This window comes from Kinneretia sp. DJ1R-11, from assembly GCF_025717595.1.
Classification (GTDB): Bacteria; Pseudomonadota; Gammaproteobacteria; order Burkholderiales; family Burkholderiaceae_C; genus Paucibacter_A.
Genome location: NZ_JAJIRR010000004.1, coordinates 320,976 through 334,227, shown reverse-complemented (window position 1 = coordinate 334,227; position 13,252 = coordinate 320,976). Strand labels below are relative to the sequence as shown.

General features: G+C 63.9%; 10 protein-coding genes. 5 read left to right on the top strand and 5 right to left on the bottom strand.

Translation table 11 applies throughout. From position 1 onward, the window contains the following. Positions 1-2 precede the first annotated feature (2 nt). From LNV23_RS10245 to LNV23_RS10235, 3 genes are all read left to right on the top strand, one after another. A complete protein-coding gene (locus tag LNV23_RS10245) occupies positions 3-1,376 on the top strand; it encodes a cytochrome ubiquinol oxidase subunit I (protein WP_263562881.1) in 1,374 nt (457 codons plus the stop codon). After that, complete coding sequence (locus tag LNV23_RS10240; protein ID WP_411910563.1) at positions 1,376-2,407, top strand: cytochrome d ubiquinol oxidase subunit II; 1,032 nt, start codon at positions 1,376-1,378, stop codon at positions 2,405-2,407. The genes LNV23_RS10245 and LNV23_RS10240 overlap by 1 nt, the downstream gene beginning before the upstream one ends. 172 nt (positions 2,408-2,579) lie before the next feature. Then, positions 2,580-2,861, top strand: a complete 282-nt coding sequence (locus LNV23_RS10235) for a hypothetical protein (RefSeq protein ID WP_263519457.1) — start codon at positions 2,580-2,582, stop codon at positions 2,859-2,861. 95 nt (positions 2,862-2,956) lie between these two features. On the opposite strand, the gene LNV23_RS10230 is transcribed toward LNV23_RS10235, so the two are convergent. Then, on the bottom strand, positions 2,957-3,481 hold the full coding sequence (locus tag LNV23_RS10230) for a GNAT family N-acetyltransferase (protein ID WP_263562880.1): 525 nt from the start codon (positions 3,479-3,481) through the stop codon (positions 2,957-2,959). A 93-nt stretch (positions 3,482-3,574) separates the two neighbouring features. Next, positions 3,575-3,730: a hypothetical protein gene (locus tag LNV23_RS10225; protein WP_263562879.1), complete on the bottom strand. Its 156-nt coding sequence runs from the start codon at positions 3,728-3,730 to the stop codon at positions 3,575-3,577. Between the two features lie 93 nt (positions 3,731-3,823). On the opposite strand from LNV23_RS10225, the gene LNV23_RS10220 reads away from it, so the two are divergent. Next, positions 3,824-4,315 (top strand): SET domain-containing protein, encoded by a 492-nt coding sequence (locus LNV23_RS10220; protein ID WP_263562878.1) that lies wholly within the window; start codon positions 3,824-3,826, stop codon positions 4,313-4,315. A 55-nt stretch (positions 4,316-4,370) separates the two neighbouring features. Here the strand turns inward: LNV23_RS10220 and LNV23_RS10215 are convergent, their stop codons facing one another. Beyond that, the gene (locus tag LNV23_RS10215) at positions 4,371-5,090 is read right to left on the bottom strand and encodes a UPF0149 family protein (protein ID WP_263562877.1); all 720 of its coding nucleotides are present in this window, start codon (positions 5,088-5,090) and stop codon (positions 4,371-4,373) included. A gap of 82 nt (positions 5,091-5,172) precedes the next feature. Next, on the bottom strand, positions 5,173-7,815 hold the full coding sequence (alaS, locus tag LNV23_RS10210) for an alanine--tRNA ligase (protein ID WP_263562876.1): 2,643 nt from the start codon (positions 7,813-7,815) through the stop codon (positions 5,173-5,175). Between the two features lie 172 nt (positions 7,816-7,987). On the opposite strand from alaS, the gene LNV23_RS10205 reads away from it, so the two are divergent. Next, positions 7,988-9,478, top strand: a complete 1,491-nt coding sequence (locus LNV23_RS10205; RefSeq protein WP_263562875.1) for an NAD-dependent succinate-semialdehyde dehydrogenase — start codon at positions 7,988-7,990, stop codon at positions 9,476-9,478. A gap of 96 nt (positions 9,479-9,574) precedes the next feature. Here the strand turns inward: LNV23_RS10205 and LNV23_RS10200 are convergent, their stop codons facing one another. Beyond that, entirely contained in the window at positions 9,575-12,946 is a 3,372-nt protein-coding gene (locus LNV23_RS10200) for a TonB-dependent receptor (protein ID WP_263562874.1), read from the bottom strand. Positions 12,947-13,252: the final 306 nt, after the last annotated feature.

The following is a 13,252-nucleotide window of genomic DNA, read 5'->3' as shown; positions in this document are numbered from 1 at the left end:
CCATGGATGCCCTTCATGCCCTCGATCCCGTGGTGCTGGCCCGCATGCAGTTCGCCGCCAACATCACCTTCCACATCCTCTTTCCCACCATCAACATCGCCCTGGCCTGGGTGCTGCTGTTCTTCCGCTGGCGCTGGTTGAGCACCCACCAGGAGGCCTGGCTCCATGCCTACCGTTTCTGGACCAAGGTCTTCGCGCTGAGTTTTGCGTTGGGCGTGGTCAGCGGCATCACCATGAGCTTCCAGTTCGGCACCAACTGGCCCGGCTTCATGGAGCGGGCCGGCAATATCGCCGGGCCGCTGCTGGGCTACGAGGTGCTGACGGCTTTCTTCTTGGAGGCGAGTTTCCTCGGCGTGATGCTGTTCGGTCATGGCCGGGTCAGCGAGCGGGTGCATCTGGCCGCCACCTTCCTGGTGGCCTTTGGCACCAGCTTGAGCGCCTTCTGGATCTTGAGCCTGAACTCCTGGATGCAGACGCCCCAGGGCTTCGAGATCATCAAGGGCGAGTTCCATGTGCTGAGCTGGGCCGAGGTGATCTTCAACCCCAGCTTCCCCTACCGCCTGACCCACAAGCTGCTGGCTTCGGGCCTGACCGTGGCCTTTCTGCTGGCCGGCCTGAGCGCTTGGCAGCTGCTCAAGCGCAAGAGCCAGCCCAGCACCGCCCGCGTGCTGCGGGTGGGCCTGACGCTGGGCGCGGTGCTGATCCCGCTGCAAATCCTGGTGGGCGATATGCACGGGCTCAATACCCTCAAGCACCAACCGGCCAAGGTGGCGGCGATGGAAGGCGTCTGGCAGACCGAGCGCGGCGCGCCCTTGCTGTTGTTCGCCTGGCCGAACGAGAAGACTCGCAGCAATGATTTCGCGCTGGGCATCCCGAAGCTGGCCAGCCTGATCCTGACCCATGAAGCCGAGGGTGAGATCCGCGGCCTGGACGAGTTCAAGGGCGCGCATCCGCCGGTGGCACCGCTGTTCTTCGGTTTTCGCATCATGGTCGGCACGGGGCTCTTGATGCTGGCCTTCAGCTGGGCGGGCCTGTGGCTGTACCGCCGCCGTGCCTGGGTGGCCGAGCAGCTGCCGCGGCCGCTGCTCTGGGGCCTGACCGGCATGGCGTTCTCGGGCTGGCTGGCCACCGTGTCCGGCTGGTATGTCACCGAGATCGGCCGTCAACCCTTCATCGTCTATGGCCTGCTGCGCACCAGCGAGGTGGCCTCGACCACACCGGCGCCCTATATCGCCCTGACTTTGGCGGGCTATGTGACGCTGTACCTGTTCCTGATCGTGGCCTATATCGGCGCGCTCAAGTACATGGCGGAGAAGCCACTTGAACATGGCCCGAGCACGTCCGTGCGCCTGACCCAGAGTCGGAGTTTTGCCTGATGGACGCATTGATGAACCTCTCGAACCCCGACCTGAGCACCCCCGCCGGCTGGATGCCCTTGGTGTTCCTGGGCCTGATGGGCCTGTCGCTGCTGATCTATGTGGTCCTGGACGGCTACGACTTGGGCGTCGGCCTGCTGATGCTGGGCGCCAGCGACGCCCACAAGGACCAGATGGTGGCCTCGATCGGCCCTTTCTGGGACGCCAACGAAACCTGGCTGGTGCTGGGGGTGGGGATCTTGCTGGTGGCGTTTCCCAAAGCCCATGGCCTGATCTTGCAAGCGCTCTACCTGCCGGTGGCGCTGATGCTGCTGGGTCTGATGCTGCGCGGTGTGGCCTTTGACTTCCGCGTCAAGGCGCCGGCTGACTGGAAACCGTTCTGGAACGGTGCTTTTATCGCCGGCTCTGCTCTAGCGGCCCTGTCCCAGGGCTGGATGCTGGCGCGCTACATCACGGGCTTCGCCGAGGGGCCGGGCTACACCGCTTTTGCCTTGCTGATTGCCCTGGCCCTGGCCGCGGCCTACGCCATGCTGGGCGCCGGCTGGTTGATCATGAAGATGGACGGCGCGGTGCAAACCCTGGCCGTGCAGCGGGCCAAGCTGGCCTGGCCGGCCGTGGTCTTGGGTCTGGCCGGCGTATCCCTGATGACGCCCTGGGTCAGCGCCACGGTCAGCGAGCGCTGGTTTCGCATGCCCGAGCTGATCGCCTTGCTGCCCATCCCGCTGATGACGGGTCTGTCCTTGCTGGCCTTGCGCGCCTTGCTGAACTCGCACCGGGTGCGCGGCAAGCTCTGCTGGCTGCCCTTCGCCCTGATGGTCGCCATCATGTTGCTCGGCGCCCTGGGCCTGGCCTACAGCCTCTATCCCTATGTGCTGATCGACCGTCTGACAGTCTGGCAGGCGGCGGCCGCGCCCAAGTCTCTGGCCGTCATTCTTTGGGGGGTCTTGGTCACACTGCCGGCCATCCTGATCTACACGTGGTTCGCCTACCGGGTATTCTGGGGAAAGTCGAGTGAGCTTCGGTATGCTTGAGGCAGATCAAAACAAGATGGCAGTGGCTTGAAGGGAAATTCAGGCGCTTGCAGCGCTGCCTCATCGCCCAAAACTGCAGTTCGTCGCTTTTTGCTGGAGCCGAGTGCGTGGCTTGGTGATACTCCGCTCCATTGAATACACATCGCCCAAAGCAGGCGGGGGAGATTTGGAAATGCAGCAGAGAACCACACGGGCCCGTCCCTTTTCTCGCGCCTGGGCCGCACCTCTGGCCTTGAGTGCCGCTTTTCTGGGGCTGGCCTTTCCGCCAGCGCCGGTTCAGGCCAGTGAAGTGGTCAAGCTGGCTCGCTTGGTGGTGACCGGCAAGCGCCTGAGCTCTGCACCTGTCGTGCGAGCCCCCGCCAAGCAACTGCCCAAGGTCGTGGTCGAAGGCCAGGCCACACCGGAAGAAATGCGCATGGCCGACCTGCGCCGCGCCCAGTTCCGCCCGATCTGAGGCCCACCCGCGCCGCGAGGCGCGGTCTATTTCCCCCACCATATGCAAAAAGGCCGCGTTCGCGGCCTTTTGCTTTTGATGCAGCCCCGAGGGCCTCAATCCCAGCGCGGCGGCTTCGGGTGCAGCCTGGCCATGGCCAGGGTGTCGACAAATGCGCCATTGCGCAGGGCGTAGGCGCGCATCAGACCCTCGCGTTGGAAGCCGAAGTGCTCATAGAGCCGGATCGCGCGCGCGTTGTCGGCGTAGACCGTCAGCTCGGTGCGCAAGACCTGGCCCCAGTTGTCGGCGTAGTCGAGCAGGGCGGCCATCAGGGCGCGGCCGACGCCCTGGCCTTGGGCTTCGGCCGCGACCGAGATGCCCATGCCCATGGCGTGCCGGCGGCGCAGTGAAGCTCCGGCCGGATGCAGACCGGCGCTGCCGACCACGGCGCCCTGGACCTCGGCCACCAGCGACAGATCGGTTTTGCCCGGCGCGGCGTTGTCCTGCAGGCGGGCGCGCCAGAGTTCCTCGCTGGGGTAGGGCAGTTGCAGCAGACCGGAGAAGACCTCGGGGTGGGACATCAGCCGGGCCATGGCGGCGGCGTCTGAAACCTGGCTGCGTCGGATCGTGATCTTCTCCATCGATGGGCTCCTGGTGCTTGAGGGTGGTGGGGCAATGAAAAAAGCCCGCTGGGGGCAGCGGGCTTGGAGGGATTCGGGGGGGCGTCTATGAGTTCAGTGGGAGAGCTGGGGCCGCTGCAGCCTGCTCGTCTCCGCGTGCTGGACCTGCGCCAGCAGCACAGGCATGTGCGCCAGCGCGATCAGCACCACCAGCGGCTGATGGCAGCTGCGGCTGGCTAGGCTGTGAATTTGAATGGCGGCGGAGCTCATGCGGGCCAGTATGTCGGCCGGCCCTCGGTGGGGTCAAGTAGCAGGCGAGGGTGGCTGTGCGGACTGCGGCGCCGCAGCGACAATCGCAGCACCATGCCTCGAATTTCCACCTTGCCCATCGAATCCGCCCCTGCCGCGCCTCAGACCGAGCCCGCCGCAGTCGGCAAACGCCCCCCCTTGCCGGCCGAGCGCTTTGCGCTGCGTGTGGGCGAGAGCGCCATCGATGGCATGGGGGTGTTTGCCGCCGAGCCGATTACGCAGCGGCGCAAGATTGGCGAGCTGCGCGGCGAGGCGATCTCGGTGCGCGAGGCGCGTCGCCGGGCCAAGGGCCGCGAGCGCATCCACATCGTCGAGGTCTCGGAAACCCGCGCGGTGGACGCCACCCTGTCCACCGATGCGCTGCGCTACATCAACCACAGCTGTGCTGCGAACGCGGTGCTGCGCATCAGCCAAGGCCGGGTGGAGTTTTATGCCTTGCGCGATATCGCGGCCGGCGAGGAGCTGAGTTGCGACTACGGCGAGAGCCACCATGAAGGGCGGCTGCGCTGCCGCTGCGGCGCGCCCAACTGCGCCGGGCGCTTGTGAGCGTCGGAGCGAGCGGGCGAGGGCCCGCTCAGGCTCGCCGGCTGCGAATCAGGTCTCAGGCGTCCGGGCCTGCTTCGTCGTTGGCGGCTTCGTCGTCCGACTGCTGAATCCAGAACAGGCGCAGGTCCTGGGCCGAGAACAGGGCGTCGTCCAGCAGCACATCTTGGTCGACTTCTTCGCCTTCGTCATAGGCTTCGGCGATGTAGGCCTCGCGTTGCTCGCCCGGAGCCATGGCCACGGCAGCGACTGACATCAGCATGGCGTCCAGCATCTGCGCTTCTTCGCTTTCGCTGTCGAAGATGTACCAGGCTTCTTCGAAGTCATCGACGGCTTGCATAAAGCCTTCCACCCACATCAGGCCGTTGGGCGGCAGTTGCTCCAACTGTTCGGCCGTCAGCACGCCCTGGCTCAGCAGGTCGGCCTTGGTGGCTTCGTCGAACTCGGTGATCAGCGGCGTCAGCTGCATGGCTTCCGGATTGGCGGCCAGGGCCTCGGGTTCGAGGCTGTCGGCGATCTCGTTCCAGCGCTCGTGCAGCACGCTCATGAACTCTTCGGTCGCGTCCTGCTCGTCCAGGGCATCGGCCCAGTCTTCGCCGAACAGCGCGTCCATGGCCTGGATGGGCGTGACCACCACCGGGCCGCAGATCAGCGCGGTCAGGTAGCCGTCCAGCATGTCGATGGGCACGGCGGTTTCGTCTTCGGGGGTGGCGGCCACGAGGATCTGCAGGAGAGCGGCCAGGCGCTCGGCGTTTTGGTGGTCAATGGTGTCGCTCATGCGGACTCCTGGTGGGGTGTAGCTGAAAAGAACAAGGGCCCATTCGCTTGGGCCCTTGCGTATGGAGAGGATGGTAGGGGGTTTAGAGGCGTTCGGCCACCCAGGCATGGACCGAGGCCAGCGCGGCCGGCACAGCCGCCGGCTGCGTGCCGCCGGCCATGGCCAGATCGGGCTTGCCGCCGCCCTTGCCGCCGCATTGCTGGGCGACAAAGCTGACCAGCTCGCCGGCCTTCAGGCCACGGTCGATGTAGTCGGCGGTGACGCCGGCCGACAGATGCACCTTCTCGCCTTCGACGGCGGCCAGCACGATCACGGCCGAGTGCATCTTGTCGCGCAGCTTGTCGATGGTTTCGCGCAGGGTCTTGGCATCGGCGCCGTCGAGCGTGACGGCCAGCACCTTGGCACCCTTCACATCGACAGCCTGGGTCAACAGCTCATTGCTCTGCGCTGCAGCCAGGCGGCTCTTGGCCGTGGCCAGGTCTTTCTCCAGGGCCTTGACCTGGTCCAGCACAGCTTGCAGGCGCGGCTCCAGATCAGCCGGCGCGGTCTTCAGGGTCTGGGCGGCGCGGCTGACCGTACTTTCCAGCTGCTGCAAATAGGCCAGGGCGTTGTCGCCGGTGACGGCTTCGATGCGGCGCACGCCTGCGGCCACGCCGCCCTCAGACACGATCTTGAACAGGCCGATGTCGCCCGTGGCCTTGACGTGGGTGCCGCCGCAGAGTTCCTTGGAGGAGCCGATGCTCAGCACGCGCACGGTCTCGCCGTACTTCTCGCCGAACAGCATCATGGCGCCGCTCTTCTGCGCATCATCGAGAGCCATAACTTCGGCCTTGGCGCCGGCGTTGGCCAGGATCTCGGCGTTGACGATAGCCTCGACCTTGGCGATCTGTTCGGCCGTGACCGGGGCATTGTGGGCAAAGTCAAAACGGGTGCGTTCGGCGTTGACCAGTGAACCCTTTTGCTGCACGTGGGCGCCCAGCACTTCGCGCAAGGCCTTGTGCATCAGGTGGGTGGCGCTGTGGTTGCGCACGGTCTTGGCGCGGGCTTCGGCGTTGACCTTGGCGACAAAGCTGTCGCCAGCCTTGATGGCGCCTTCCAGCACCCGGCCGTGGTGGCCGAAGACATCGGCCTGGATCTTCAGTGTGTCTTCCACGGCGAAGCGGCTGCTGTTGTTGCGCAGTTCGCCGGCATCACCGGCCTGGCCGCCGCTCTCAGCGTAGAAGGGCGTGTGGTCCAGCACGATGACGGCGTCGTCGCCGGCATTCGCCTGCTCGACCAGGGCGCCGTCCACGTAAACAGCGGTGACCTTGGAGGTCTCGCAGCTCAGGTGCTCGTAGCCGTGGAAGGCGGTGGGGGCACCGCTGTACTCCAGGCCGGCGGCCATCTTGAACTTGCCAGCGGCGCGGGCTTGCTCACGCTGGCGCGCCATCGCGGCGTCAAAGCCAGCCTGGTCGACCGTCACGCCGCGCTCGCGGCAGACGTCGGCTGTCAAGTCGACCGGGAAGCCGTAAGTGTCGTGCAGCTTGAAAGCCGTTTCACCGTCGAACACAGTGCTGCCGCTCTTGCCCATCTCGACCAGGGCGGCTTCCAGGATTTCCATGCCGTTGGCGATGGTCTGGAAGAAGCGCTCTTCTTCTTGCTTGAGCACCTCGGTCACGCGGGCTTGGGCTTGGCGCAGCTCGGGGTAGGCCTCGCCCATCTGGTTCACCAGCTCGGCCACGATCTTGTGGAAGAAGGGGGTGCGGGCGCCCAGCTTGTAGCCGTGGCGGATGGCGCGGCGGGCGATGCGGCGCAGCACATAACCGCGACCTTCATTGCCCGGGATCACACCGTCGACGATGGTGAAGCTGCAGGCGCGGATGTGGTCGGCGATGACCTTGAGTGAGGCGCTGTCCTTGTTGCAATCTTGAGCGCCGGAGCTGTCGACCGCTGCCTTGGCCGAAGCTAGCAAGGCCACGAAGGTGTCGATCTCGTAGTTCGAGTGCACATGCTGCAGCACGGCCGCCAGGCGCTCCAGGCCCATGCCGGTGTCGACGCTGGGCTTGGGCAGGCGGTGCATCACGCCGTCTTCAGTGCGGTTGAACTGCATGAAGACGTTGTTCCAGATCTCGATATAGCGGTCGCCGTCTTCGTTGGGGCTGCCCGGAGGGCCGCCGGCCACATCGGGGCCGTGGTCGTAGAAGATTTCGGTGCAGGGGCCGCAAGGGCCGGTGTCGCCCATCATCCAGAAGTTGTCGGACATGTAGCGGCCGCCCTTGTTGTCGCCGATGCGCACGATGCGCTCGGCGGGCACGCCCACCACCTTGTTCCAGATCTCGTAAGCCTCGTCGTCTTCGGCGTAGACGGTGACCCACAGCTTCTCGGCCGGCAGCATGAACTTGGTCGTCAGCAGCTCCCAGGCGTAGGAGATGGCGTCATGCTTGAAATAGTCACCGAAGCTGAAGTTGCCCAGCATTTCGAAGAAGGTGTGGTGGCGCGCGGTGTAGCCGACGTTGTCCAGGTCGTTGTGCTTGCCGCCGGCGCGGATGCACTTCTGGCTGGTGGTGGCGCGGGTGTAGGCGCGCTTGTCGAAGCCCAGGAACACGTCCTTGAACTGGTTCATGCCCGCGTTGGTGAACAGCAGCGTCGGGTCGTCGCCAGGCACCACGGGGCTGGACGCCACGATCTGGTGACCTTTGGATTCAAAAAACTTCAGAAAAGTCTGGCGAATTTCAGCTGCTTTCATTCCGTGGCTTTCTGCGGGCAGCCCTGTCTTTCGAACAGGGTAAATGCTTGATTTTTGGGGACTTTTGATTATAGGTTGCGGGCCGCACCGGAAGGCCGGGTGTGGCGGGCGAAGCGGGTAGAGTGTGGCCTCAAGAACCCATCAAACCCCCAAGACACGTGGAGCTTTTGCAATGGACCATGCCCTGCCTTCCCCGCTGACCGCCCTCGAGGACGCCAGCCTCCTGCGCACGCAAGCACTCATCAACGGCGAATGGGTGGCCGGCACGGACCGCTTTGCCGTCTGCGACCCCGCCACCGGCCAGCAACTGGCTGAAGTTGCCAACCTGGGCACGGTCGAGGCTGAGGCGGCCATTGCCGCCGCGCACAACGCCTTCGGCCCGTGGCGCAGCAAGACCGCCAAGGAGCGCGCGGCCATCCTGATGCGCTGGTCGCAGTTGCTCAACAAGCATGCCGATGATCTGGCCCGCATCATGACGGCCGAGCAAGGCAAGCCCCTGGCCGAGGCGCGCGGCGAGGTGGCCTATGGCGCCAGCTTCATCGACTGGTTTGCCGAAGAAGGCAAGCGTGTCTATGGCGAGACCATTCCGACCACCGACAACAACAAGCGCTACTTGGTCATCAAGCAGGCCATGGGCGTCTGTGCGGCCATCACGCCTTGGAACTTTCCGATCGCCATGATCACGCGCAAGGTGGCGCCGGCCCTGGCGGCCGGTTGCACCGTGGTCATCAAACCCGCTGAGGCGACGCCTCTGTCGGCCTTGGCCGTGGCTGAGTTGGCGCAGCGCGCCGGCATGCCGGCCGGTGTGCTCAATGTGCTGACGGCGGACGCCAGCAATTCCATCGCCATCGGCCATGTGCTGTGCGACAGCGATGTGGTGCGCCATCTGTCCTTCACCGGCTCGACCGAGGTGGGGCGCATACTGATGCGGCAATGTGCGCAGACCGTCAAGAAGCTGTCCCTGGAGTTGGGTGGTAACGCGCCCTTCATCGTCTTCGACGATGCCGATCTCGACAGCGCGGTGGAGGGTGCCATCGCCAGCAAATACCGCAATGCCGGTCAGACCTGTGTCTGTGCCAACCGCCTCTATGTCCAGGCCGGTGTCTACGAGACCTTCCTGGAGAAGCTGGCCGCCAAGGTCAGCGCGCTGAAGCTGGGCAATGGTTTCGAGTCGGGTGTGCAGATCGGGCCGCTGATCGACGAGCAGGCGCTGGAGAAGGTGGAACGGCATGTCAACGACGCACTGGCTCTTGGTGCGCGCCTGCTGGCGGGCGGCAAGCGCGTCGAGGGCCCGAATGGCTATTTCTTCGAGCCGACCCTGTTGGCCGATGCCAGCGCACAGATGTTGTGTTCGCGGGAAGAGACTTTTGGCCCTGTGGCGCCGGTGTTCAAGTTCCAGACCGAGTCTGAAGCCATTGCCTTGGCCAACAACACCGAGTTCGGCCTAGCCAGCTATTTCTACAGCCGCGACGTCGGTCGCATCTTCCGCGTGGGCGAAGCCTTGGAGTACGGCATGGTCGGCATCAATACCGGCCTGATCGCGACCGCCGAAGTGCCCTTTGGCGGCGTCAAACAGTCCGGCCTCGGCCGCGAAGGCGCGCACCAGGGCATGGACGACTATGTGGAGATCAAGTACCTCTGCCTGGGCGACATCCAGAAGTAGTCAGCACCAAGGCGTAGGACGAAAAAAAGGCAGCGTGAGCTGCCTTTTTTGTGGGCCCTCTGCAGCCGCGTGGCCGAAGAGGGTGCTTGCGCTGGCTTAGAACTCGTACTTCAGGGTCACTTGAGCGGCCCAGGCGGATTCGCCACGGGTCTGTTTGGTCGTGTAGCCCGTCGGATCGGTGACCGAGTAGATCATCTTGCCAGTGGCGGGGTCGATACCCGCGAAGTTCACGAACTTGCGCACATTGCCGCCAGTATCGAAACCGATCTCATCGATACGGCCCCAGCGCTTGTTCAGCAGATTGGTGAAGTTCAGGATGTCCAAAGTGACCACACCCTTGTTCTTGCCGAACAGGCCCGGCAGTTCCTGGCTCAGGCGCACGTCCATGCTGTTGGTGAACTTCGAGAAGGCCTTGTTACGAGCCGTCACGCTGCCCTTGGCGTCGCGCAGGCCGGACTCGCTTTCGACGATGGTCCAGAACTTGGCTTCAGCCGCGGAAGCGGTGCTCTTCTGGTAAGCGTCCAAAGCAGCCTGAGTCGTGATGTTGCCCGTCGTCGGCAGACGGAACAGCACTTCGCCCGAACCCGGACCCTTGGGGATGTACAGCAGGTCGTTGCCGGCCACGCCGTCACCGTTCATGTCGTTGTTGAAGGTCCAGCTGTAGGGGCGGCCCTCACGACCTTCGTAGACCAGGCCGATGGTGGTCTTGTAGCTGCCGATGAAGGCCTTGGACCAGCTGGCTTGAGCATTGAAGCGGTTGCGCACCAGGGTGGCCGAATTCGCAGCCACTTCCTCGTTCGGGTTGAAGACAGCCCGGTTGATGAAGTTGGAGTTGGCGGTCGACGAGGTCAGGGGGCTGACTTCGGTCGCGCTGCTGCGGGTGTAGGCCACGCCCCAGCCGAAGCCGGTCGTGTTGGGCAGGGACAGGCTCAGGGTCAAGGCATTGCCACCACCCTTGTTGGTCTTCTCCACCACGGTCACATTGGTGTAAGCGCTGTTGTTGAGCGCGCGAGTCAGGCGACCGCAAGCGGTGGCGCTGGAATCATTGCCGTTGGCGTAGCACAGCGGCGAGCGACCTGCCGCGTTGTAGTACATCTCGCGGCCATCCAGCGGCGAGGTCGACATGATGGGGCCGAAGTTCAGGAACTTGTAGTACAGGCCGTTGTCGACACGGGTGTTCAGCAATTCAGCACCAGCGACCAGACCGTGCCAAGGCAGCTCGGTGTCGAAGGCCAGGTTGGTCTTCCAGACCGAAGGCTGGCTCACGCCCGGAGCCACGAAGTCGACCAGGGCGGCCGGCGGGGTACCTGCCACGCTCGGCTGCGAACCGGTGTTCGGGGTGAACTGAATGGCCGAGCAGGGGGTCGCGCCGCTGCCGCAGTTGAAGTTGGCCGTGGCTGCGCCGTTGTTCTGGAAGGGGTTGGTCAGCCAAACCGAAGCTGCCGAGCCCATGAACAGACCGATGCCGCCGCGAACCTGCGCCTTGCGCTTGTCCACCGGGTCCAGGGCGTAGTTGAAGCCCAGGCGCGGCTGGATCAGTTTTTCGCCGTCCAGGGTGTTGGTGTTGTCGTAACCAAAACCGCCGGTCTGGCGAGTGTTGGTGGCGACGTTGCCTTCCACCACGGGACCGGATGCCTTGGCATTGGTCTTCGGGCGGTCGCTGGTGCTCATGGTGTCGATGCGCACACCACCGGTCAGTGTCAGCTGCTTGCTGACATTCCAGGTGTCTTGCAGGAACAAGCCGACATTGGTCAGCTTCCAGTCGGCTGCGCCGTCTTGCAGCACGCTGCCGGCCAGAGGGAGCTGGACGGTGTAGGCGCTGACCTTGCTGGCCTTCCAGTCTGCAACCGGATCGTTGCTGGAGAAGGTGTAGGTGCCTCGGGTGTTCTGCAGGAAGGCGTTGAAGATCTCGTTCCGCTGCAGGTCGGCGCCGGCCTTGATTTCGTGCTTGTCCAGGACCAGAGTGCCGGCGAAGAAGGCATCAAAGGTCTTGGTTTGCAGGCTGTTGAAGTGGCGGCTGGCTTCCGTGCCGAAACGCAGAGTGCGGTTGCCGGACTGCGTGCCGGCCGGTGCCGGTGTGGTCCAGGTCAGGCTGATCTGGGGCAGATCGCTGGCGTTCTTCGGGTCGCTCTTGTAGTCGCGTTGCGACAGCTTCAGTTCGGTGGAGAAGTTGTCGGTCCAGTCGGCGAACCATTGGCCCACCACGGTTTCCAGAGTCTTGTCCTGGCTGTACCAATGCGAAGACAGCGACAGGGTGCCGGCGTTCAGGTTCGGGAAAATCGGGTTGCTTTCCTCTGACTTGGTGTAACGCAGGTTGGCCTTGTGGTTCTCGCTGATGTTCCAGTCCAGCTTCAACAAGGTGTCCTTGGCCACCAGCTTGATGCCGCTGGGTACGGTCAGGCTGCCGATGTCGATCTTGTAGACATCCTTGGCCACAGCTTGCGCGGCTGCGATCTGCTCGTTGGTGATGCCGACATTGGCCTGGCTGCTGCCCACGGGGCCGAAGCTAGGCGCGGTCCGGCTGCTTTGCAACTCTTCGTAGCTGGCGAAGAAGAACAGCTTGTCCTTGATGATCGGGCCACCCAAGGTGAAGCCCTTCAGGTTTTCATCGAAGGGGGCCGGGCGGTTGTAGGTTTGGTTGGTCAGGTTGAAGCGGTCACCCGAGGTCTTGTCATTGCGGAAGACGTAGTAGACGCTGCCCTTGAACTCATTGGTGCCCGACTTGGTCACGGCGTTGATATTGGCGCCGGTGTAACCCTGTTGGGTGACGTCGTAGTTAGAAATGTTGACCTGCACCGCCTGGATGGCGTCGACCGAGATCGGCTGCTTCAGAGTAGGCAAGCCGTTGGCTTCCAGGCCGAAGGTGTCATTGACGCGCACGCCGTCGACGGTGATCGAGTTGAAGCGGGCGTTCTGGCCTGCGGCGGAGATTTCACCACTGCCCTTGTCGGTTTGCGACAGGCGCGGATCATTTCGGGCGTAATCAGACAGGCTGCGGCTGATCGAGGCGAATGCATCCAGCTCCTTGCGGCCCATGCTGGTGCCCGAACCCATGGTGGAGTTCGTGAACTTGGTGTTGGCCGCGCTGCTGCCACTCACCACCACGGTGCTCAGGACATTGCCACCGAGCGTGAAGTCCAGTGACAGGCTTTCGGCCAGGGCCAGATACACGCCTTCGCGCATCTCCTTGTCCGCGCCCTTGGCGATATTGATCGTGTAGGGGCCGCCGACGCGCAGGCCGCGAGCCGAGTAACGACCCTCGCTGTCCGTCACGAGGTTGTTGACCGACCCCGACTCTTCGTGACGGATGCTCACGGTCGCACCGGCAACAGCCTTGCCGTCAGCGCTGACCACGCGGCCGGCGATGGCCGAGGTGGTGTTCTGGGCCATGGCGGGCGCTGCCGCCACGATGGCGACCGCGACGCTCAGCGCCGTCCGGGAAAAATCTGTCCAATGCCTGCTGCTCATCGTGATCACTCCAATAAAAGCGCTGAAATACGCGTAAAAAATCTGTCACAAAAATGTACATCGAAGGCGGCCGCAAACGTTTACTTGCGCCTGTTTTCCGCATTGAAGCCACATGCCTGCGACTTCGCGGAAATTCCTTCTTGTCAAAATTCGGGCCTTGTGCCTGTCACATTTCGCAACTTTCCGCCTTCAGCGTTTTCATTCGAAAACGTTTGCGCGTAGAGTCAAAAAAAAGCGGCAGAGCGGGCAGAATGTTCAATTGTCGACCCAGGGTCTGACCGGTGACGGTGAGAAACTAGATCACAG